The sequence below is a fragment of the Rathayibacter sp. PhB186 genome, assembly GCF_003751825.1.
In the GTDB taxonomy this organism is placed as follows: domain Bacteria; phylum Actinomycetota; class Actinomycetes; order Actinomycetales; family Microbacteriaceae; genus Rathayibacter; species Rathayibacter festucae.
Genome location: NZ_RJKO01000010.1, coordinates 57,474 through 78,947 on the forward strand (window position 1 = coordinate 57,474; position 21,474 = coordinate 78,947).

Here is a 21,474-nt window from a genome sequence, read left to right on the forward strand (position 1 = left end):
ATTTCCTCACCGCTCGCTCACTCGTTTGACTGCGTTTCCCACTGAATTCCTCTGGGTGCGTCCTGCGCCCGGACCAGAACGAGGGCGACAACGTGAACAGCGACTCGAGCATCTCTCTGGCTCGTCGTTCGCTGAGCGCGGCGCGACTCAGTCAACCTCTCCCGGCGCTGAACACCGACATCGACCTGCTGGACTCGCTCCGGCTCACGTCGTTCCGCTGCGGCATCAAGTACGCGCGAATCGAGCCCACGCGATGTGACTTCCCACGTGCAGAGCCGGCGCACGAGCGCGCGATCATCCAATACTGCCTCGCGCAAGGCATCGAACCGGTCGTCACGTTGCACCACTTCTCGAGCGCGCTGTCGTTCGCGATATCTGACGGCTGGAGCTCGGAAGCGGCTGTCGGTCGCTTCGGCGAGCGTGCCGAGGACGGCCGCACCGGTCCTCGGGGGCGCCACCTGCGTCGTCACGATCAAGTAGCCGGACATGTTCGCCATGATGCAACACATGGCGGTACCGCTTCAGTTACCTGGATCCCGCGGCCGTAGTGGCGCGCAAGGGAGCGGGCCGCGAGGTCGGCATTAACGTGTTCTCCCTGCCGGAACCGAAGCGCGAGGCGAGGGACACCATCATCCGCGCGGGTGTCCGCGTCCGCGAGATCCGTCGCGAGAAGACGACCGTCGAAGTCGGCTGGCCCATCACGGTCCGAGTCTCCTGCCCGCGAGGGCTATGAAGACAGGCTCGTCCACTACGAGCGGATCTGGGAGGACACCTACCTCGAGGCCTCCCGCGACGACGATTGGGGCAGCGTCCAGTCCGACACGAGTCAGCTGGTCGGCCTGGAAGGGGTACCCGAGGGCGCCGAGCTGACGCAGACCTCCTAGGCCTACCGCCTTGACGCCCTCAACATCGCCGTCCGTCGCGCGTGAGCCGTGACCGGAAGCACCCCGATCCTGATCTCCGAGAGCGGCCTTGCCGCCTCCGACGAGGATCGCCGCTGCATCGCCTACACGGCGGGCGCCCTGCTAGGACTGTCGTAGGCGAGCGCCGACGGGATCGACGTCCGCGGCTACCTGCACTGGACCTCCTCGACAGCCTCAAGTGGATGCACGTCTTCGACATCACCTTCGGTCTCGTCGCTGTCGGCCGCGAAATAGTTGAGCGCACCCTCAGGGCAGCGCCTCTGGCCCTGCGCCCTGGCGTAGCGCAGCGGTGCGGGGCTGTGACCGCCTCGCTCAATGCGGGGTCATCACCAGCAGAGCCCCGGGGTCGACCCTCGCGCTGAAGGTGCTTGCCAGGCCCTCCGTGTCTCCGTCGAGCTGGTAGGCCATCGGCCGGTCGAGCTCGATGTCGACTTGTCGGCCGCGGAGGCGTCGGAGCGGTGCGTCAGGTGAGTCCTTGCGGGTGATGCTGAGCACCAACCGCAGCAGTCCCCGGAGGCCGCCTTCGCCAGAGGCGACGAGCACGTGCAGCAGTCCATCGTCGGGCTCCGCGGCGGGGAGCAGCGCGAGTCCGCCCTGGAGGTGGCCGACGTTGCCGACGAGCACCATGACCGCGTCGGAGTCGTGGATCTGCTGGTCGTCGATGGTGACCGTCGCTCGGAACGGGCGCATGCGACGCTGCTGCACGGCCGCCACGACGTAGGCACCGGCCTTGATCACCTTCTTGAGGCGGGCATCAGTGTCGCGCATGATCTGCGCATCCAGTCCGACTCCGGCCATCACGGCGAAAGGAGCGTCCACTCCGTCGACGCTCCAGTGGACCATGTCGATCTCGCGGACGCGTCCGTGCAGCGCGACGTCGAGGGCCTCGTCCTCGTCGAGGGAGATCCCAAGGTTGCGACCCAGCAGGTTGCCGGTTCCTGCCGGGATCAGCGCGACCGGAACACCGCTACCGGCGATGGCGGCGCAGACGGTCCGCGCCGTGCCGTCGCCACCCGCGACGAGGACACGGTCGACGTTCTGCGAGAGGGCGTACTCAGCCATCGCGCGCCCGGGGTCGTCCTGTCGCGTCTCGATCCAGAGGGGCGGATCCCAGCCGCTGCGGGCGAGGGCAAAGATCACTCGACGGCGGAAGAGGTCGAGGTCGAGGACCTTCGTCGGGTTGAAGATCACGGCGGCCCGGCCACCGGACTCGGGCGGCAGCTCACGAAGGCGCCAGGCGCGACCGATGGCCTCCACTCCGCTGATCCAGAGCGCACCCGTCGCGATACTGGTGCCGAGCAGAAGTCCGCCGATCAGATCTGTCAGCCGATCCGTCCCCATCGCCCACATGCTCGTGCCGACGAGGGCGACGAACAGCATCCCGAGGAGGCGGCGCTCGCGCTGGGCGCGCCGCGATCGGCGTCGAGCGTTGGCGAGGGTGACGACGACCCACGTGAGGACCGTCGCTCCGACGATGTGTCCAGAGGGGTAGGCCGCCCCGAGAGCCGAAACGGAGTCGTGGTACTCGGAAAAGGGATGAGGGCGGCCGATCAGGTTGCGCTGCAGCTCCCAGAACACGAGCCCGAGGACGGCGATCGTCAGCGCCAGCGCAAGTCGGCGCTGACGCTGACGGAGGGACCTCAGTGCGGCCAAGACGGTGACCACTAACACCACGTAGGGGTGGGTCAGGAGCGCGAAGGCCTCGACCGACTGCCCTGCGGCGGAGCGCGGCGGCAGCGACGGCGTCCGGAGTAGGGAGTCCAGAGAGTCGCCGGAGCCGTTCACGACGCCGAAGGTCCACCCGCTGTACAGCGCGAGGGCGCCCAGGAACACGACGAGCTCTGTTGTGCGGCGGGCTCTGGACGTCGTCACCTCGGTGAACTCGTCGGGGAGGAGTGCGGGCGGTTTCGCGGTCACGGCGGTTCTTCCGAGGGAGGAGGCGGGAGAAGTCAGTCGTTCTCGACGACGACCGAGCCGGTGCCGCGGGTGAGAGTGCGCTCCCCGAGCGGCTGAGCGGGTCGGGTGTTGCCGGGGTGGGCCTTGTCAACCTCTGCCAGCTGCTGGGTCGAGAGCTCGATCGGGGTGCTCAGCACGATCCATTGCACCCCCTCGCTGCAGGGCGGCGTGGTGAGGCTGCCCTCGTAGGCGTAGTGGCCGAGGGTGGCCGGCAGCATCGCGGCCACGTCGACGTCGATCTCGGGGTCGGCGTCCGTGCCCGAGGCCTTGGCAGCATTCTCGGCGAAGGCGTCGTAGGCGCTCGACTCCGCGCCCTCGACCGCGAGGACGCCCACGACGAGCCGCTCGCCCGTCTCGCTCTGGTGCACGAAGTGGAACTCGGCGTCGGCCGCGACTCCGTCGACGGTGTGCTCGGACGGGGTGTGCACGTGCATCTGCGCGAGCTCATAGGTCATCCCGTCGTACTGCACCTCCGAGGCGTCCTCGGCGCCGACCTGCACCGTGTGCCCGGTGTCCTCGATCTCACCCTCCGTGCGCTCGCTGTCGAGCGTCAGGGGGAGGCCGGCGAGTGCGGTCGAGGACGGGAGGTCGATCGGCGACTGCTGCGTGCCGGTCGCGCAGGTCGCGAAGCCGTCCTCCAGCGCGCCCCAGCCGCTCGGGCCGGAGTCGCCCTCGTACGACCAGTGCGTCGGCTCGGCGGCGGTAGTCGGGGTCGGTGTGGAGGCTGCGGTGCCGGAGCCGGAGGTGCATCCCGCGAGCAGGAGCGCGGCGGCCGCGGAGGCGGTGAGCAGGGGCAGCGTCTTGGAGAGGTTCATGCGCCGGGTCCCGTCTATCGCGCGGTGGTTGAGAGGCCGGCGAAGAAGAGCTCGATGGAGTCGCCGAGATCGATCGACGACGATCCGCGGGGCGAGTTGTCAAGAAGCATCACCGGCAGAGCAGCGGCGATGCGGGGCTCGGAGGGGGCGGTGCGCTGGGGCATGACGTGTCCTTCGGTAGGGCGATGCGGGGTGCGTCGCTGTCCTTCGAGGTTCGCGGAACCGGGAGCCGCGCTCGTCATCCAGCCGGACCGCCGGATCTACTGCGGATGGATGACGATGACCGCTCTGCGCACTTCAGGCGTCGCGTGATCGGGCGGTGAAGACCCTCGAGCGCGGCGAGTCAGCCATCGTGTTCGAGATCTCGAGCGACGTCGTCGCGACGACGAGCGAGCTGCTCACCTCGCTGTCGGCGCGCCAGATTGCAGTCGAGACCGTCGATGCGAGCATCTCGGCGCTCTTCGACTAAGCGATGACACCCCGGCCGGGTCATCCCGGCCAAAGTGCGCGTCTATGCGGTCAGGCCGGCGCGGTAGGCGAACGACACCAGCTGCGCTCGATCGCGCGCGCCGACCTTGGCCATCGCCCGGTTCGCGTGTGTCTTCACGGTGAACGGCGAGACGAACAATTGCTCGGCGATGGCCGAGTTGTCGAGCCCGGTAGCAATTGCTGCGACGATCTCGCGTTCGCGCGGAGTGAGGGCCGAGAAGCGGTCGAGCATCGCGGAGTCGACGGCTGGCGCCGCGGCCTGCGCCGAGACCTGGCCGATGAGCACAGCGCTGGCCGCGCTCGAGAGGGCGCCGCCTCCGGCAGCGACCTCGCGGATGCCGTCGGCGAGGGCCGTGGGCCCCACCCCTTTGCTCAGGAAGCCGTTGGCGCCCGCCCGCAGCGCCGCGAGGACGTTCTCGTCGTTGTCAAAGGTCGTCAGCACGACGATACGTAGATCCTCCGCGGCGTAGCGCTCGCGGAGGCGGCGCGTGGTCTCGACTCCATCGATACCTGGCATGCGGATGTCCATGAGCACGACATCCACCTCGAGTGCATCGATCGCGGTCAGGGCCTCGAGTCCGTCACCGGCCGACCCGACGACGTCGATCCCCTCCTGCTTCGCGAGGATGGCCTGCAGCCCCTCGCGGATCATCTCCTGATCGTCGACGATCATCACTCGCACCATCAGATCCTGCTTCCCTCGATGCGCAGCTGTGCCACGACACGGTAGTCGTCATCGGTCTCCTCAATCCGAAGCGTGCCTCCGGCCGAGTGGGCGCGCTCGCGCATGCCGATCAGGCCGAAGCCTCGTCGCCCGGGTGCCCGATCGGGACGTCTGCGGTTCGAGATCGAAAGAGTGAGGAGCCGCTTCTCGGCGCGCACCGAGACCGCGGCGGGGCCGGCTCCGTGCTTCTGTGCGTTCGTCAGCGCCTCCTGGACAATGCGGTACGCCGCTGTCGAGACCTCAGGATCAAGATCCGCCGGCGGGTCGATCAGCTGGGCCTCCACGACGACTCCGGCGGCGCGGTACGACTCAATGAGTGCGGGGATTCGCGCGAAGTCGGGCGTCGGGGCCGAATCGGTCGAGGACCCGGAGTCGGAGCGGAGAACGCGCAGCACCCGCTGCGTCTCGTGTAGGACTGACTGCACGTTGGCTCTGGCCTTCTCGAGCGACGCCCGAGATGTTCCGGCTTCGTCGGGGAGGTTCACCTCGGCGACCCCCAGGTGGATGCCGAGCACCGCGATCTCGTGTCCGACGACGTCGTGCAGGTCGCGGGCGATGCTGAGCCGCTCTTCCGCGACGCGCCGATGGGCGTCGGCGTCCCGCGCGGCGATCGCCTCGACCGCGCGGTTCTCGACCTCCTGCTGAAACTGGGCGTAGCTGCGCAGAGCCGTACCGGCGGAGGCGAAGGCGAACGACATCGCCAGCGCGACGCCCGCCGTCGGGTTCACCCAGCCGAGACCTTCGAAGAGCACGACGGAGGCGTAGCTAACCACGCCAATGAACGCGCCGACTACGGGCCCCGAGAGACCGCGCAGCGCGATCGCGAAGCTCGTGAAGACCGCCAGGTTCCACGGCACCAGCGGATCGGTGCCCAGCATGGCGGAGGAGACGGGTCCAAGGACGAGCACGACCGTGCCTAGCCAGAGGCGCGCGCGGTCGTCGGCGATTCCGATTGGGAGGAGGTCGCGGACGATGGCGACTCCCACGAGGGACACTCCTAGTCCTACATATCCGCCGATCCCCTCCTCAATCCCGCGGCCGTCGACGAAGCCGTTGACAACGAGCGCGACTAGGGCCGTGGCGCTTGCCCCCGCAGTGATGATGAGGCTTGCGAGATCGAGCCAGCGGAGGCGGCGTGTCGAAGCGCGGCCGCGCGCGCCGAGATCGAGGAGGAAAGTGGCCACGTCTCATGCTCACAGGTGCAGGGTCGTCGCCCGTACTCCCAGCGCAGTAGTCGCGGCTACCGCACCACCACCCGTGCGCGCGCAACATTGTCGAGCCGCGCGTGGGGGCTTTCCGCCCGCCCCTCCGTCTGCGCGGTGACGCGGACGGCGAGCAGGTAGATGCCGGGGGTGTCGAATGAGCACTCCTGCACGGTGGCGATCGCGACGGCTGGAGTCACCGGCTGAACCGGGGAGAAACGTCCCGATCCCATCAGATCGGTAGCCACCTCGACGAGGACACCGTGCTGGGTGGTCGCCTGGGCGCTGATCGCGACCTGGACTACCTGACCGACCGTGACTTGCGCCGACTCGGCGCCGTCGACCAGCAGCGAGACGATCGGCTGAACGCCACCGCGCGCAGGGTTGGAGGAGTCGAGGGCGACCTGCCCGTCGACCACCTCGTAGACGGTGGAAGTGCTCGGCGCGACGCCGTCCTCGACCCACGCGCTGAGCTGACGCAACGCGGTCTGCAGCGCGCCTGCGTAGCTGACGGTCCGCGTCTCGTGCTCTTGCACGCCGCTCTCGTCGCCGTGCAGCGCGTTGTCGGTGTACCAGAGGCGGAAGCGGTCGTCGGCGGCGTCGCCGAGGAACTCCGCGACGCGGGAGCGGTACCAGTCGGCCTGCCAGGGGAATGCCTCCCGGTCGAGGAGGGAGGCGACCACGATCATCCGGCCGCTGATGCGACCGGTCGGGACGGTGCCGGAGGCGCCCTGCGCGAAGAGCGGACCGAGCAGCAGAGGTCGCTGGGGCAGGGCAGGCTCGCCGTCGATGTCTCGGAACTGGTCCCAGACGCGGTAGTCGGCGGACGGGACCTGATGGCGGTGGTAGGTCTGGGCGGCGAGGAAGTTCGAGTTGTCGAGGGTCACCGCGTCGCCGACGGCGAGGACGGCGTCGCCCTGGCCGGGCTCGAGAAGAACCTCATCACCGTCGACTTCTGCGACGCGCAGCACGCGACCGGTCGAGGAGCCGGAGCGGATCACGAGCTCGGCGCCCAGGGTCCAGCCGCGGGGGGCGTCCGCGAGGCGGACGCCGATGACCGAGCCCCCGCCGGAGACGGTGGCCTTGTACGACTCGTCGACCCCGCCGGTGACGGTCGCCGCCTCGGGGTCGGCGGTGAGCAGCTCGAGGACGGTGCTGTCGAGGCGGACGCGGTCGCGGTGCACGGAGGCGTGCGGGTCGCTGCCGAGGTAGCCCTCCGCGTTCCAGAAGTCGGTGGCGTAGCTCGGGTCGGCGGCCATGATCCCGGGGTACAAGACGCTGAACGCGTGCATTCCCATGGTCTCCCAGCCGAACCAGGAGCGGAGCGGGAAGCCCATGCGGGTCACCTCGTCCAGCGTCGCGCGCTCCTCGTCGGTGAGCTCCAGCGCAGCGGGGTCTCCGCCGGCGTCGTACGCGTCGACGATCCGGGGGAGTGCGTCGCGGAGGATCCGCTGTGCGTGCATCCGGACGGCGAAGACGTTGGGGATCGCCATCGGGCTGCCGATGACGTAGGGCACGAAGCCGTCCCAGACGCCGTCGGTGTTCTCGGACGCGCCGATCGTGCGGTAGCCGCCGCCGCTGCCGCCGTAGAGGTAGCCGAAGATCCGCTGCTCGCCGAAGACCGCGCTCGCGAGCCGGCGCGAGAGCCGGGCGACGGCCGCGTTGGCGCGATAGGCGCCGATCGTCGGGTCGACGCCGGACATCGGGCCGCCCGAGGCCGCGGGACCGCCGCTGTTGGTCTCGAGGTAGTAGCCGCCGCTGGCGAGGGTGAAGGGGATCGGGTTCTCGTCGTCGAAGCGCTGCTGCGCGAGGTTCTCGCTCTGCGGGACGGGGGTGACGTGCTGGAAGAACCTGCCCTCGAACCGCTCGACGGTCGGGAGGTAGAGCGAGAAGCGCGTGTCGCTGTCGTGGAAGCCGCCGTGCAGGTAGCGGTGGCGCACCGGCTCGTCGCGCCACTCGTCGATGTCGACGTAGGGCAGCGCGAAGGCGTCGTCCACCGGGTCCGGGTCGAACGGCTGCCCGGCGAGCGAGTCGGTCGTGACGGGGGAGGGGTGGGTCATCGGGCGTCCTTCGGTTCAGGGGTGACCACGGCGAGGCCCGCGGTGATGGTGGGGAGCAGCTTCTCGAAGCTCCGGTAGGGGCGCATGGCGAGCGCGACACCGATCCAGAGGACCGCGGGGAACGCGCCGGCGAGCAGGACGATGCCGGTGAGCGCCTCAGGGGTCTGGGTCGCGGCTGTGCCGTCGTAGCCGACGACGCCGAGGACCCAGCCGGTGGCCGCGCCGCCGAGGCCGCCGCCGAGCCGGACGGCGAACGCGGTGATCGCGCCCATGGTGCTCTCGAGCCGTCGGCGGCCGCTCCACTGGTTGTAGCTCGCGTTGTCGATCACGAGCACCTGGAGGAGGAAGGTGATGGGGAGGATCCCGAGGCCGCTCAGCGCGCTGGAGATCAGGATGACCGCCAGGTTCCCGTTGGCGATGATCATGAGGACTCCGGCGAGGACTCCGCAGAAGGCGCCGGCGGTGATGATCGTGCTGACGGCGAAGCGCTTCATCAGACGGGGGAAGAACAGCATCAGCGGGAGGATCAGCACGGGCACGAGGCCGGTGAGGCTCATCAGGGAGATGTCGCCGACGACGTACTTGAAGTAGTAGACGGCGATCCCGGTGCCGCCGGCGAGGGCACCGACGAAGCTGATCCCGGCGACGATCCAGATGTAGCGGTTCGAGACGAGGACCTCGCGGATATCGCGGAAGGTGACCTTGGGAGCGTCCGCGGCCTCCGTCTGGTACTTCTCCTTGAAGAAGAGGAAGCGGCCCAGCCCGATGAGGGCCAGCGGGATCGCGAGGAAGAGCGCGAGCATCGACCACGCCGAGCTGCTCGTGCCCGCCTGGGCGATGAAGAGCGGCAGGGCGACGTTGAAGGCGACGACTCCCACGGTCGTGAAGAAGCCGGTGCGGGTGGCGACCTTGGCGACGAGGACGCGGGAGTTGAACGTGCGGGCGAGGTAGAGGTAGTCGTTCGCTCCGAGGAGGGAGGTGAAGACGACGTTGGCCAGGAGGAGCCAGACGAAGAGCCACGCCGTCTTACCGGCATCGGGGAGATCGGGCGTGGAGAAGAGGAACCAGGTCGAGACCCAGACCCCGATGATCGCCAGCTCGTACGGCCGGGCCTTGCCCCAGCGAGTCTCGGGGGTGCGGTCGACGAGCCAGCCGGCGAGGACGACGACCGCCGCCTCGAGGAGCTTGCTCACCAGGGCGAGCGTGCCGAGGACGGCCGGATTCAGGCCGAGGACGTCGGTGCCGTAGAACACCCACATCGCGAGGAACAGGTAGTTAACCGCTCCGGAGAGCCCGGTGGTGGTCCACGCCAGGCCCGCTGCGGCGGAGAGGCGGTCGGGGTCGCTGCGCCGGTCGGCCTTGCGGGCGGCGCGGGCGCTGGCGGGTCGTGACGTCGTCGTCATCGGGGGGTCCTTTGGAGGAGGAGCGCGGAGATCTGGAGGGCGGCGTCTCTCGGCGCCGGATCTGAAACCAGAGTGAACCACAGAGTTCAGGACGTCCACAAGAAGAACACTGCTCCTTCGCGAATCGAATTCCGAGTGCTCGGATAACTTCACTCGCTTAGGCTGGTCGCGTGACAACGACTGCACCGACGAAGCGCGGACCGTACGCCTCGACGCGGAAGCGCCGCGAGACGATCGTCGCCGCGGTGATGGGGCTCGTCGACGAGCTCGGCCACGAGGGCGTGACCACGTCGCTGGTCTCGCAGCGCTCGGGGGTGAGCGAGACGACGGTGCTCTACCACTTCCCCTCGAAGGACCACCTGCTCGTCGCCGCTCTGGGAGCGATCGAGGACGAGCGGGGCGCCGAGTCGCAGCTGGACTTGGACGACACCGTCATCGACGCCCGCGCCTTCCGCCGGCTGCCGAACCCCGATTCCGCCGATCCTCGCTTCCGGCTCCTCACGGTGCTGCGGGGCGCAGCGGCGTCGCCGGAGCATCCGGCCGCCGAGTACTTCGCCGCGCGCAACGCCCGCCTCGTCGAGGTCTTCGCGCGCCTCATCGAGCACAGCCAGCAGAAGGGGCTCGCTCACCCCGCTGTGGATCCACGCATCACCGCACGTCAGGTCATCGCGGTCTGGGACGGGCTCATGCAGTTCTGGATCTCCGACCCGACGTTCGACCTCGGTGCCGCGGTCGAGGACGCGATCCGCCGATTGACGGGTCAGAATCTGATGGAGATCCAGCAGCTGCTCGGAGCTTCGTTCGACACGCCTCCCTCGCGGTGACGCCGAGGAACCCCTGATCCGTCGACACGCCCTCTCGTGTCGGCTGTCGCGACGGTCCAGGGGGATCGCGAGGCAGTCGGCGTAGCCGGCAGCGAACATCAGATCGGCACGGGCGCATCGCCCTGAGCCGCCCATGGCGACCGGAAGCTCGCCTTTCATGCTGACCATCGCCACTGGTGCGCTCGTTGCAGCTACTGCAGATGGACTACACAGGCCGCTCCTGAAGCACGACGGCAGCGCGATGGCGAGCCGGGAGAGTGGACCTACATCGCCCGGCGACAAGCGCAGGGCCTGATCGAGGAGCACTTCATGAGCGCAACAGCCCCCACCCGAACCATCCTCGCCGCGACCTTCGCTACACCGGACGGCGCAGCGCGAGCCGCCGCGGCCGTCGTCGGCGCCGCCCCTGAGAAGATCGCCAACACCGCAGTCCTCCATGTCAAGGCCGACGGTACGCCCACGTTCACCGAGACCAAGGACTGGGGTGCGGGGCGCGGCGCTCTCGTCGGCGGGGCCATCGGCCTCATCGGCGGACCGCTCGGTGTCCTGGCGGGAAGTGGTGTCGGGATCCTGGCCAGTCGCCTCCGTGACGTCGGCTTCAAGAATTCGCAGCTCCAGGAGCTCGGTGAGACGCTTCAGCTCGGCGAGTCCGCCGTGGTGTTCGAGATCTCGAGCGACGCCGTTTCCCAGGCGTCCGAGCTTCTCGGCTCGCTCTCGGCGCGTCAGGTGGTCGTCGAGCCGGTCGATGCCGACGTGTCGGCGCTCTTCGATTGACCGTCAGCGTCGACCTGAACCTGGCCGGGGTCCGCTGATCCCGGTGCATCACCGTCTGAAAGAGAGAACCGATGGATCAGAACCCTGCGGGCGGTGATGAAGTGGTCCAGGCCGCGCAAGGCGGCTCGATCGGTGTCGACACCGCTGCCGCCCGTGCCCAGGCCTACATCTACGGCAATATCGTCGTCCTGGGCACCCTGGCGGTCATCGGTCCCGCCGAAGCGGGCACCGCCGAGAACCTGCTCTTGCTGATCGGCACCGTGGTTTCGACGTTCGTCGCTCATGTCGTCGCGGAGTCGTACGCGACACGGATTCGGACGAATCATCGGCCTGACCGGGCGGCACTTCGGCACTCGCTGCGCGACGGTCTGCCCGTGCTCAGCTCGGGCGCGATACCCGTGGTGCTCCTGATTGCCGCAGCCACCGGGCTTCTCGGCAGTACTGCGGCTTTCTCGCTCGCCGCGCTCTCCGTTGTGGCGAGGTTCCTGCTTCTCGGCTTCACGATCGGCCACCTCCGCGGCACTCAGAGTTCGTGGCGCACGGTGGGCACCGGAGTAGCACTGGCGGCGGCGGGAGTCGCGACCGCGGGGTTCAAGCTCGTCGTCGGGCACTGAACGCAGTCCGTCAAAGTCGCTCGGTCAGGTCGTCCCGCCGACCACCAGCTCGAGCTCGAGAGCGTTGACCGGGCCATCGGGCGCCGGTGTTTCACCGAGGACCGACAGGAAGTTGGCGATCATGTTCTTCGTCGGCGCGGTGACGTCGTAGGAGATCGTCGTCAGCCGGGGCACGGTGACCTGCGAAAGAGGCGTGCGGTCCATGCCGATGATCGCGACCTGCCCGGGCACCTCGAACGAACGGATCCGGGCGGCCGAGAGCAGGCAGGTCGCGATGTCGTCGTTATAGCAGGCGATCCCGATCCCGGGAGGATTCAGGCTGTCGAGCGCCCCCACAGCCTGGTCCAGATCCACACCGAGGTGCACCACATCCGGATCGGCGAGGCCGGCTCGGCGGCACTCCTCACGAACGCCCTCCTCGCGGCCCTGACCGAACGGGTCCTGCCGCGCGTCCTGGAGGCGAGCCACTGCCAGGCGGGTGCTGCCCCGCTCGATCAAGTGGCGCGCCTGGAGGCGGCCGATCTCCCGGTCGAACTGATCCTCGGAAGAGAGGTGGGGCTCGAACGCGCGCACCCCTCGGCGCTCGAGAAGCTCCCTCTCCTCGTCGGAGAACGGCGTCAGCGAGAGGATCGCCCGCGGGGCCATACTGCCCACCAACCGCCCCAGCGCGGCGGTCGTCGTCGTTGCGAGCCGGAGGACGAGGGTGAGACCCTGCTCCGCGAGCTGCTCGGTCGCGGCGCCGAAGATGTCCTGCAGGTTGCCGCCGAACGTGGTGTTCGGAATGAGCGCGATCACGAAGTCGCTCGAACCCATGGCGAGGGCACGGCCGGCGGCTGAGGGCTGGTAGTCGAGCTCGAGGGCCGCCTCCTTGACGCGCTCGATCGTCGAGGCGGAGAACCGCTCGCCCCGCCCGTTCAGGATCTGACTCACGGCGCCACGCGACACTCCGGCCAGGCGGGCGACGTCCTCGCTCTTCACGATCACGCGGCTCCCCTTTCCACTCCGGCGACTGATCTTGCTCAGCAATTCTAGAACGGGTGTTGACGCGCGTTACCCGCTGTGTTTAGCTCTGTAACGCGCGATACCGGCGTGTCTTTCCCGCAATGAAGTGGAGTTCTCGATGACGAGCCTGACCGATCCCGCTACCCGCGACGACGATCGCGTCGCCACGCAGCGAATCACCGCACGTCCGAATCGGTCGCTCTTCAATCAGGGATGGTCCTTTCGTACGAAGGTCACGGCGTTCGCGGAGCTCGGCGGCTCCAGCGGTGCCGGGTGGACCGACGTGCACCTCCCGCACGACGCCCTGATCGGGCAGACCCGCCACCCGGACGCCCCGCGCGGCGAGACCAACGGCTACTTCCCCGGCGGCGCCTTCGAATACCGTCGCACGTTCGCGGCGCTCGAACAGGACGCCGGGTCGCTCGTCCTCCTCGAGTTCGACGGCGTCTACCGGGACGCAGCCATCTTCGTGAACGGGAATCTGGCCGGCACGCACGCCTACGGCTACTCGCGCTTCACCGTCCGGATCGACCCGTTCCTCCAGTTCGGCGCCGACAATGAGATCCGCGTCGAGTGCCGCACCTCTCTCGACAGCCGCTGGTACGCCGGCGCCGGCGTCTACCGCGATGTGCACCTCGTGGTGAAGCGACCCGGGCGCATCGTGCACGACGGCGTGCGCATCACCACTCCCGAGGTGACCGCGGCGGAGGCGCTCGTCGAGATCGAGGCCGTCGTCGAGAACGCAGGCCCACTCACCCGCACCTACCGGCTGGAGGTCGCCCTCCGCGACGACGCCGGCGTCCCGGTCGGCAGCAGCGGCTCGCCGATCACCCTGCTCCCCGGGACGACCGGCACCGTCCGCCGCCGCCTCCACGTCGAGGACCCCGCCCTCTGGAGTGTCGAGAGCCCGGCACTGCACCACGCCCGCGTCACCCTGCACGACGGCGACGAGATCGTCGACACCGAGCATCTGACCTTTGGCATCCGCTCGCTGCGGCTCGACCCGGCGCACGGCCTGCGCATCAACGGCGAGAGCGTGAAGCTGCGTGGCGCGTGCATCCACCTCGACAACGGCCCACTCGGGGTCGTGTCGATGCGGCCCGCGGAAGAGCGGAAGGTCGCGATCCTCAAGGAGGCCGGCTTCAACGCGATCCGCAGCTCGCACGCCCCGATGAGCACGGCGCTGCTCGATGCCTGTGACCGGCTCGGGATGCTCGTGATGGACGAGACCTTCGACGTGTGGACCCAGGCGAAGTCCGACAACGACTACGCCTTCGACTTCCCCACCTGGTGGGAGCGCGACGTCGAGGCGATGATCGCGAAGGACCGCCATCACCCCAGCGTGATCTTCTACTCCATCGGTAACGAGATCCCCGAGACCGGCTCCCCGATCGGCTCGATCTGGGGCCGGAGTCTCGCCGAGAAGGTCCGCTCGCTCGATCCGACCCGCTACGTCACCAACGGGGTGAACCCCTTCGTCTCGATGATCGACACGATCGTGCCGCAGATGAAGGCGCAGCGCTCCGCGGCCGCCGAGCAGCCCGGCGGCGGCGTGAACACGATGATGGCCGGCTTCGGCGCCATGATGGGCCGGATCCAGGCCTCTGAGCAGGCCACCCAGCGCACTGAGGAGTCGTTCGCCGTCCTCGACGTCGCCGGGATGAACTACGCCGACGCGCGCTACGAGCTCGACCGCGAATTGTTCCCCGACCGCATCATTGTGGGCAGCGAGACCTGGCCGTCGTCGATCGTCGCCAACTGGGCGCTGGTGCAGGCCGACTCCCGCGTGATCGGCGACTTCACCTGGACCGGCTGGGACTACCTCGGCGAGGTCGGCATCGGCGTCAACCGCTACGTCGAGCCGGGCGCGGAGGCTGTCTCCGGCTTCAGCGGCGCGTACCCGGCGTTGACCGCCGGCTGCGGCGACATCGACATCATCGGCGAACGACTCCCGGTCTCGTACTTCCGCGAGATCGTCTTCGGACTCACCTCGACGCCGTACATCGCCGTGAGCCGCCCTGAACGCCACGGGCAGGAGCTCGCCGTCGCCACCCCATGGGCGTGGACCGACTCCCTGGGCAGCTGGTCCTGGCCCGGCTTCGAGGGCCGGCCGATTCGCGTCGAGGTCTACAGCGACGCTGAGCAGGTCGAACTGCTGCTCGACGGCTCCTCGCTGGGAGTCGCGGAGGTCGGCGCAGAGCTGCCGTTCCGCGCGGTGTTCGAGACCTCCTTCGCGCCCGGTGAGCTCGTCGCCGTGGCTTCCGCCGGCGGAGCGGAGGTCGGCCGTTCCGCTCTCCGCTCCGCCGGCACGCAGGTCGGGTTGAACATCGTCGCGGATCGCGCGGAGGTGCGCGCCGATGGCTCCGACCTCGCCTTCCTCGCGATCACCCTCGTCGACGACTCCGGGACGGTGCACAACGCGAAGTCCCACGTCGTGACGCTGGCCGTGGACGGCCCTGCCGTCCTCGAAGCACTCGGCACCGGAGCCACCTCGACCAGCGAGCCGTTCACAGCCAATTACTGCACGACCTCCGACGGTCGCGCTCTCGCGATCGTTCGGCCGACCGGCCCCGGTGTCGTGACCGTCACCGTCTCAGCCAAGGGCCTCGCTCCTGCGGTCACGGCGATCGTCGCCGGCTGACCGATGGTGTCGACGACACGATGGCCGGCGTCCGCCGCGCTTCACGACAAGTCCGGCGTCGACCGGAGAACGCACCCGACCCGCATCGCCTCGAGGAGGATCACGTGAGTGACCGACCGGCACTGGCGGACGACGTTTCTGCGCCGACCGCCTTCGAGGCCGCGACGACGCGCGTAGTGGCCGGCGCTTCGCTCTACGACGCGACCGAGGCCTTGGTCGATGAGCTCTCCGACGAGGAGATGCGCGGTCTCCTGGACGGCGACGGCGAGTTCTGGTCGGGCATGAGCGAGATGGGTCGGCAGTACAACGCCACCCCTGTCGTGATGGGCGAGGTCGCACGCTTGGGTGTTCCCGGCCTGCGCTTCAGCGACGGACCGCGCGGTGTCGTGATGGGCGAATCGACCGCGTTCCCGGTGTCCATGGCTCGCGGAGCGACCTGGAACCTCACCCTCGAGGAGGAGATCGGCCGGGCGATCGGTGCTGAGATGCGGGCGCAGGGTGGCAACTTCTTCGGCGGGGTCTGCATCAATCTGCCGCGCCACCCCGCGTGGGGTCGGTCGCAGGAGACCTACGGCGAGGACCCCGTCCTCCTCGGCGAGTTCGGCGCCGCCCTCGTACGCGGGGTGCAGCGCCACGGAATGGCGGTCGCCAAGCACTACGCCCTCAACTCCATGGAGAACGCGCGGTTCGCAGTCGACGTGACCGCCGATGACGCCACGCTGCACGAGGTTTACCTGCCGCACTTCAAGCGTGTCGTTGAGGAGGGGGTCGCCGGGATCATGACCTCCTACAACAGCGTGAACGGCGAGTGGGCCGGCCAGAACGAGGCACTTCTCGAGGGCGTGCTGCGCGAGCAGTGGGGCTTCGAGGGCATCACCCTCTCGGACTTCATCTTCGGGCTCCGCGACCCCGCGATGTCCCTCCGGGCCGGTCTGGACGTCGAAGCACCGTTCCGGCAGCAGCGGGCCAGAGCCCTCCCCGGGGACCTCGAAGCGGGTCGCGCATCGTGGAATGACGTCCGACGAGCGGCACGACGGATCATCGCGACGCAGCTGCGCTTCGCCGCCTCCGATCTCGACCCGCAACCCGAGCTCTCGGTCGTCTTCTCGCGAGCGCACCGCGCGCTGTCCCGCCGCGCCGCCGCCGAGTCGATGGTCCTTCTGCAGAACGACGCACTCGATGAGGTCCCTCTCCTGCCGATCGACCGCACGGCGGTCTCGTCGATCGCCGTGATCGGACGCCTTTCCGACCTGGCCAACACGGGTGACAAGGGCTCCTCGAACGTGCATTCACCGCGGGTGATCACCCCCCTCGAGGGTGTTCGCAGTGCCTTCCCCACTGCGATGGTCCTCAGCAGCGTCGAGGACGATCCGGTCGCCGCCGCGCACATCGCCGCGGATGCGGACATCGCCGTCGTGGTCGTCGGCTACACGGCCGCCGACGAGGGCGAGTACCTCGGCGACACCATGCTCTCGGCTCCAGGCCTCCTCAAGGTCTTCCCCCCGCTGCCACCCGGGGTCACGATGCCGACCGGCGACGACCGCAACGAGAACCTCATGGGCTCGGCGGCTGGAGGTGACCGGGCGTCGCTCAGGATCCGTCCCGTCGACGTGGAGATCATCCGAGCGACCGCCGCGGCGAACCCACGGACGGTGGTCGTGATCGTGACCGCCGGCGCCGTGATCATCGAGGAGTGGAAGGACCTCGTCCCCGCGATCCTCGTCAGCTGGTACGCGGGCAGCGAAGGCGGGGATGCGCTCGCTGACGTGCTGCTCGGCGAGGTGGATGCCTCCGGTCGGCTTCCCTACTCGATACCGCGGGACGAGTCGCACCTCCCCTTCTTCGACGTCGCCGCCACGTCCATCGTGTACGACCGCTGGCACGGTCAGCGGCTCCTTGATCGCGATGGCATCGAGGCCGCCTACCCCTTGGGTTTCGGACTCTCCTACACACGATTCGACATCCGAAACCTCGAAGTGGGAGCCATCGACGAGGAGTCGGGCTCGTTCGAGGCGACGGTCGATGTCGTCAACATCGGCGACCGGGCGGGGCGGCATGTGGTGCAGCTCTACGGAGTGGTCGACGCCGACGACTTCCCCGAGCGCGTACTCCTCGGATTCGAACCCATCGCCGTCCGTGCGGGCGAGACGCGATGCGTCCGCATCACCGGGTCGACTGCGCCGCTGCGCCGGTGGACGTCGACCGGATGGAGTCTCGCGGCATCCCGAGTACTCGTCGAGGCCGCAGCGTTCTCGGGTGATCCCGCCGCAGCGACCGTCCCGCTCGACCTCGCTTGACCCACCACACCACGACCACTGATCACTGAACCAACGACGAAGGAGTCACCATGAGAGACCAGGACGCCCAGCACCCCCTTCCGAGCGGAGGAGCTTTCCCGATCCCGGGAGCCCTCGCCCCGGAAGACACCGCCCAGCAGAAGGCGGCGGCCGACCTCGGAAGCACACCCGAGCCGCCGAAAGTCAGCGCGGGGTGGATCACCCTGCTCGCGCTCGGTCTCTTCGGCGCCTACCTGGCGTTCGTCACCCCGATCGCGATCTCGCTCGCCATCCAGGTGCAGGCGCTCGCGCCCGGGAACGAGGAGTACCTGGGCGTCCTCCTCGGCGTCGGCTCGCTCGCCGCACTGCTCGTCGGTCCCCTCGGCGGTCAGCTCAGCGATCGCACGCGAACCCGTCTCGGGCGCCGGAGGCCGTGGATCCTGATCGGCACGTTCATCGGCCTCGTCGGCCTGACCGCGATGGCAGCAGCACCGAACGTGCTGGTCCTCGGTATCGGCTGGGTCATCGCGCAGATCGGCTGGAGCCAGACGGTCAACAACTTCACCACCCTCCAGGCCGACAAGCTCCCCGAGAGCCAGCGCGGCAAGGTCGGAGCGATCACCGGCTTCGCGACGATGGTCGCACCCGTCTTCGGCGCCGTCATCGGAGGAACGCTCGCGAGCCAGCCGTTCCTGCTCTTCCTGGTACCCGGCGCGATCGCCCTGGTCCTCGTCCTGGTCTTCGTCGCTTTCATGAGGGAGGACGACAGCCGGAACGCCCCGACCGAGCAGACACTCACCGCTGGGATCGTGCTCTCGAAGTACGTCTTCAACCCGCGCAAGTACCCGGACTTCTCCTGGAACTGGCTCGGCCGCTTCTTCTTCTTCTTCGGCCTCACGCTGAACACCTCCTACACCGCGTTCTTCTTCTCCTCGAGACTCGACATCCCCGTCGACGAGATCGGCGGCACCGTCGCCACGGTCGGACTGCTCGGCATCGTCGGCACCATCATCGGAGTCTTCGCGGGCGGCTTCCTCAGCGACAAGCTGCGCCGGCGCAAGGCCTTCGTCCTCGGCTCCGGCATCCTCTTCGCCGCCGGTTCTCTGGTAATGCTCCTCGCCAACGATCTGCCGCTCCTCATCGTGGGCGCGTTCATGGGCAACCTCGCGATCGGCGTCTTCTCTGCCGTCGACCAGGCGCTGTTCCTCGACGTGCTCCCCGAGCGGGCGACCGAGGCGGGCCGCTTCGTGAACCTCACGCAGTTCGCGACCACCATCCCGCAGGCGCTCGCTCCCCTGCTGGCCTCGGTGATCCTCGCGATCGGCGCGGGTTCGGACGGTGCTCGCGACTACTCGATGCTCTACATCCTCGCGGCGGTGTTCACGCTCCTCGGCGGGCTCGTGGTCCTTCGCGTCCGCTCTGTGCGCTGAGCCGTACCCGCTCGAATCCGACTCAAAGGAAGCGCGAAATGAGAGCACTCCGTCCCGGCTTCCTCTGGGGCGCCTCCACCGCCCCGCACCAGACCGAGGGAGGCAACGTGAACAGCGACTGGTGGGTGTACGAGCAGCGCTCTGCGCACTTCGCCGCGAGCGGGGACGGGGTCGACTCGTACCACCGCTACGAGGAGGACATGCGTCTGCTCGCCGACGCAGGGCTCACCGCCTACCGCTTCGGGGTGGAGTGGTCGCGGATCGAGCCGCTTCCCGGGCAGTTCTCGCGGGCCGAGCTCGCGCACTACCGGCGGATGATCGACACCGCTCTGGGTCTCGGGCTCACACCGGTCGTCACCCTGCACCACTTCACGAGCCCGCGCTGGTTCGTCGAGGAGGGCGGTTGGCTGGGTGAGACCGCGATCGACCGCTTCAGCGCTTACGTGCGCGAGGTGTGCGGGATCCTCGACGGAGTCGAGTGGGTCTGCACGATCAACGAGCCCAACATGTTCTCGTTCATGATCCTGATGAGCCGGATGATCAATTCCACTGCGGTGCCGCCCCTGGAGACGCCGACCATCCAGCCGGAAGGCGGCTTCACGCTGCCGTCCCCGTCATCTGAGACGACGGCGCGGCTGATCGAGGCGCATCACGCCGCCCGGGCGATCGTGCGGGAGCTGACCGGCTCGAAGGTCGGCTGGACCGTCGCGAACCTCGCGCTCTACCCGCTGCCCGGCGGTGAGTCGAGACACGCCGAGGAGCAGCAGGTCCGAGAAGACGTGTTCCTCGAAGCGGCGCGCGGCGACGACTTCCTCGGCGTGCAGGCCTACTCGACCCAGGGCGTCGACGCGAACGGCCTCGTGCCCAACCCGCCGAGCCCCGATAACACCATGGTCGGCACTCCGTACCGCCCCGACGCGCTCGGCATCGCCCTGCGGCACGCCTGGGAGGTGAGCGGAGGCGTCCCGCTCCTCGTCACCGAGAACGGCATCGCCACGCCCGACGACGCCCGGCGCATCGCCTACACGAAGGAGGCGCTCCGGCACCTCCGCGAGGCCGTCGACGACGGGATCGACGTTCGCGGTTATCTGCATTGGAGCCTGCTCGACAACTTCGAATGGGGCCACTGGGAGCCGACCTTTGGCCTGATCTCAGTCGATCGCGACACCTTCGAGCGGCATCCCAAGCCCAGCCTCGCCTGGCTCGGCCGGACCGCCACCTCGCTCGGCTCCTGAGGGTTCGCGAGTCCGACATCCTCCGACCTCGACAGTGGAAGAGCACAGCATGACCGACGACAAGATCGCCCTGACCGCCAACAGCACGATTGGCGCGTGGCTCGATCACCCCGCGGGTGCCGCGATCGTCCGCGGCATCGCGGAACAGGCTGGTATGGATGAGCACGCGCTCACGGTGCTCCGCAAGGTGACCCTCGGTCGCCTGATCGCATCGTCGCCGAACGCGCCGGCCGGACTTGCCGATTCGCTCGTCGCAAAGGCCAACGGCGGGCGCGTGCCCTTAGACGAGGAGGCGGCAGGTCTTGCCTGGGTCGAGAAGATCACTCCCGGGCGCTTCGAGGGCTCTACCGTGATCGTGACGGGCGCGGCCTCCGGAATCGGCCGGGCCGTCGCCTCGCGAGTGGCCCGCGAAGGCGGGCGGGTCATCGCCGTCGACATCTCAGCCGACCGGCTCGCCGGTCTCACGGACGAGCTCACCGGTCACGATGTCGTCCCCGTCGCCGGCGACATCACTTCGGAGGAGGGCGTCGCCGCGATCATCGCTGCAGCCGACGGGCGCGTGGACGCGCTTGCCAACGTCGCCGGGCTGAGCGACGACTTCGCTCCGCTGCACGAGGTGAGCGATGCCGTGCTCGAGCGGGTCTTCGCTGTCAACGTGTTCGGAGTCATCCGCCTCACCCGCGCAGTACTGCCGCTGATGATGGCGGCCGGCCGCGGATCCATCGTGAACATCGCCTCGGAGGCGGCGCTTCGCGGCTCCTCGTCCGGGCTCGTCTACACCGCGTCCAAGAACGCGGTCGTCGGCATCACGAAGAGCACCGCCTTCATGTACGAGCCGCACGGGATCCGCACGAACAGCGTCGCTCCCGGCGGCACGCTCACCGGGATGCGGCCGGTGAACACGAGCACGTTCGGCCAGCAGCGGATCGACAGCCAGCGAGCCGATGTACCCATCTCGGTCCCGGAGGCGCTGGCGGCGTCGATCACATTCCTCCTGAGCGACGACAGCGTCAACATCAACGGCGCGATCCTGCCGTCCGACGGCGGCGAGTCCGTGTACTAGGGCACGTCACGCCTCACGCCTCCGTCGCTCTTCACCCGCAGAA

18 protein-coding genes are annotated in these 21,474 nt (G+C 68.8%); 10 read left to right on the forward strand and 8 right to left on the reverse strand.

What is annotated here, in order from left to right:
* Positions 1–92: 92 nt before the first annotated feature.
* Complete coding sequence (locus EDF45_RS18970; RefSeq protein WP_185020278.1) at positions 93–548, forward strand: family 1 glycosylhydrolase; 456 nt, start codon at positions 93–95, stop codon at positions 546–548.
* Positions 549–1,235: 687 nt separating this feature from the next.
* On the opposite strand, the gene EDF45_RS18980 is transcribed toward EDF45_RS18970, so the two are convergent.
* From EDF45_RS18980 to EDF45_RS21470, 3 genes are read right to left on the reverse strand one after another with little or no spacing between them, the layout of a single operon-like run.
* A complete protein-coding gene (locus EDF45_RS18980; protein ID WP_123737439.1) occupies positions 1,236–2,840 on the reverse strand; it encodes a diacylglycerol kinase family protein in 1,605 nt (534 codons plus the stop codon).
* A gap of 32 nt (positions 2,841–2,872) precedes the next feature.
* Complete coding sequence (locus tag EDF45_RS18985; protein ID WP_123737438.1) at positions 2,873–3,694, reverse strand: carbonic anhydrase; 822 nt, start codon at positions 3,692–3,694, stop codon at positions 2,873–2,875.
* 14 nt (positions 3,695–3,708) lie between these two features.
* Complete coding sequence (locus EDF45_RS21470; RefSeq protein WP_165909073.1) at positions 3,709–3,858, reverse strand: hypothetical protein; 150 nt, start codon at positions 3,856–3,858, stop codon at positions 3,709–3,711.
* A gap of 155 nt (positions 3,859–4,013) precedes the next feature.
* Here EDF45_RS21470 and EDF45_RS21475 point away from each other — a divergent pair, with 155 nt between their 5' ends.
* Positions 4,014–4,163 carry a hypothetical protein gene (locus EDF45_RS21475; protein ID WP_185020279.1) on the forward strand — a complete coding sequence of 50 codons (150 nt, stop codon included), beginning with the start codon at positions 4,014–4,016 and terminating at the stop codon, positions 4,161–4,163.
* A gap of 42 nt (positions 4,164–4,205) precedes the next feature.
* Here EDF45_RS21475 and EDF45_RS18990 read toward each other — a convergent pair whose 3' ends face one another.
* The 4 genes from EDF45_RS18990 to EDF45_RS19005 are packed head-to-tail and all read right to left on the reverse strand — an operon-like array spanning position 4,206 to position 9,572.
* Positions 4,206–4,856: a response regulator transcription factor gene (locus EDF45_RS18990; protein WP_260300797.1), complete on the reverse strand. Its 651-nt coding sequence runs from the start codon at positions 4,854–4,856 to the stop codon at positions 4,206–4,208.
* A gap of 11 nt (positions 4,857–4,867) precedes the next feature.
* Positions 4,868–6,091 carry a sensor histidine kinase gene (locus EDF45_RS18995; protein ID WP_123737437.1) on the reverse strand — a complete coding sequence of 408 codons (1,224 nt, stop codon included), beginning with the start codon at positions 6,089–6,091 and terminating at the stop codon, positions 4,868–4,870.
* Positions 6,092–6,147: 56 nt separating this feature from the next.
* The gene (locus tag EDF45_RS19000) at positions 6,148–8,169 is read right to left on the reverse strand and encodes an alpha/beta hydrolase domain-containing protein (RefSeq protein WP_123737436.1); all 2,022 of its coding nucleotides are present in this window, start codon (positions 8,167–8,169) and stop codon (positions 6,148–6,150) included.
* Positions 8,166–9,572 (reverse strand): MFS transporter, encoded by a 1,407-nt coding sequence (locus EDF45_RS19005; RefSeq protein ID WP_123737435.1) that lies wholly within the window; start codon positions 9,570–9,572, stop codon positions 8,166–8,168. The genes EDF45_RS19000 and EDF45_RS19005 overlap by 4 nt, the downstream gene beginning before the upstream one ends.
* Before the next feature lie 170 nt (positions 9,573–9,742).
* Between EDF45_RS19005 and EDF45_RS19010 the strand changes: the two genes are divergently transcribed.
* The 3 genes from EDF45_RS19010 (at position 9,743) to EDF45_RS19020 (ending at position 11,784) form a co-directional block, all read left to right on the forward strand.
* The gene (locus tag EDF45_RS19010) at positions 9,743–10,396 is read left to right on the forward strand and encodes a TetR/AcrR family transcriptional regulator (protein WP_221181159.1); all 654 of its coding nucleotides are present in this window, start codon (positions 9,743–9,745) and stop codon (positions 10,394–10,396) included.
* Between the two features lie 309 nt (positions 10,397–10,705).
* Positions 10,706–11,170, forward strand: coding sequence for a DUF1269 domain-containing protein (locus tag EDF45_RS19015; protein WP_123737434.1), 465 nt, complete (start codon positions 10,706–10,708; stop codon positions 11,168–11,170).
* 71 nt (positions 11,171–11,241) lie between these two features.
* Positions 11,242–11,784 (forward strand): hypothetical protein, encoded by a 543-nt coding sequence (locus EDF45_RS19020; RefSeq protein WP_132436682.1) that lies wholly within the window; start codon positions 11,242–11,244, stop codon positions 11,782–11,784.
* Between the two features lie 24 nt (positions 11,785–11,808).
* Here EDF45_RS19020 and EDF45_RS19025 read toward each other — a convergent pair whose 3' ends face one another.
* Positions 11,809–12,768, reverse strand: a complete 960-nt coding sequence (locus tag EDF45_RS19025; protein ID WP_185020280.1) for a LacI family DNA-binding transcriptional regulator — start codon at positions 12,766–12,768, stop codon at positions 11,809–11,811.
* 136 nt (positions 12,769–12,904) lie between these two features.
* Here EDF45_RS19025 and EDF45_RS19030 point away from each other — a divergent pair, with 136 nt between their 5' ends.
* The 5 genes from EDF45_RS19030 to EDF45_RS19050 all read left to right on the forward strand — a co-directional run bounded on the left by EDF45_RS19030 (position 12,905) and on the right by EDF45_RS19050 (position 21,431).
* Positions 12,905–15,427, forward strand: coding sequence for a glycoside hydrolase family 2 TIM barrel-domain containing protein (locus EDF45_RS19030; RefSeq protein WP_123741039.1), 2,523 nt, complete (start codon positions 12,905–12,907; stop codon positions 15,425–15,427).
* A 104-nt stretch (positions 15,428–15,531) separates the two neighbouring features.
* Positions 15,532–17,724 carry a glycoside hydrolase family 3 C-terminal domain-containing protein gene (locus EDF45_RS19035; RefSeq protein WP_260312327.1) on the forward strand — a complete coding sequence of 731 codons (2,193 nt, stop codon included), beginning with the start codon at positions 15,532–15,534 and terminating at the stop codon, positions 17,722–17,724.
* A gap of 50 nt (positions 17,725–17,774) precedes the next feature.
* Complete coding sequence (locus EDF45_RS19040) at positions 17,775–19,133, forward strand: MFS transporter (protein WP_123737538.1); 1,359 nt, start codon at positions 17,775–17,777, stop codon at positions 19,131–19,133.
* 38 nt (positions 19,134–19,171) lie between these two features.
* Positions 19,172–20,368 (forward strand): glycoside hydrolase family 1 protein, encoded by a 1,197-nt coding sequence (locus EDF45_RS19045; protein ID WP_123737537.1) that lies wholly within the window; start codon positions 19,172–19,174, stop codon positions 20,366–20,368.
* A 49-nt stretch (positions 20,369–20,417) separates the two neighbouring features.
* Entirely contained in the window at positions 20,418–21,431 is a 1,014-nt protein-coding gene (locus EDF45_RS19050) for an SDR family NAD(P)-dependent oxidoreductase (protein ID WP_123737536.1), read from the forward strand.
* Positions 21,432–21,474: the final 43 nt, after the last annotated feature.

Coding starts and splice junctions, on each gene's coding strand:
- EDF45_RS18985 (WP_123737438.1), bottom strand. CDS start 3,694: ATGAACCTCTCCAAGACGCTGCCCCTGCTCACCGCCTCCGCGGCCGCC.
- EDF45_RS21470 (WP_165909073.1), bottom strand. CDS start 3,858: ATGCCCCAGCGCACCGCCCCCTCCGAGCCCCGCATCGCCGCTGCTCTG.
- EDF45_RS18990 (WP_260300797.1), bottom strand. CDS start 4,856: ATGATCGTCGACGATCAGGAGATGATCCGCGAGGGGCTGCAGGCCATC.
- EDF45_RS19000 (WP_123737436.1), bottom strand. CDS start 8,169: ATGACCCACCCCTCCCCCGTCACGACCGACTCGCTCGCCGGGCAGCCG.
- EDF45_RS19005 (WP_123737435.1), bottom strand. CDS start 9,572: ATGACGACGACGTCACGACCCGCCAGCGCCCGCGCCGCCCGCAAGGCC.
- EDF45_RS19015 (WP_123737434.1), top strand. CDS start 10,706: ATGAGCGCAACAGCCCCCACCCGAACCATCCTCGCCGCGACCTTCGCT.
- EDF45_RS19020 (WP_132436682.1), top strand. CDS start 11,242: ATGGATCAGAACCCTGCGGGCGGTGATGAAGTGGTCCAGGCCGCGCAA.
- EDF45_RS19030 (WP_123741039.1), top strand. CDS start 12,905: ATGACGAGCCTGACCGATCCCGCTACCCGCGACGACGATCGCGTCGCC.
- EDF45_RS19040 (WP_123737538.1), top strand. CDS start 17,775: ATGAGAGACCAGGACGCCCAGCACCCCCTTCCGAGCGGAGGAGCTTTC.
- EDF45_RS19045 (WP_123737537.1), top strand. CDS start 19,172: ATGAGAGCACTCCGTCCCGGCTTCCTCTGGGGCGCCTCCACCGCCCCG.
- EDF45_RS19050 (WP_123737536.1), top strand. CDS start 20,418: ATGACCGACGACAAGATCGCCCTGACCGCCAACAGCACGATTGGCGCG.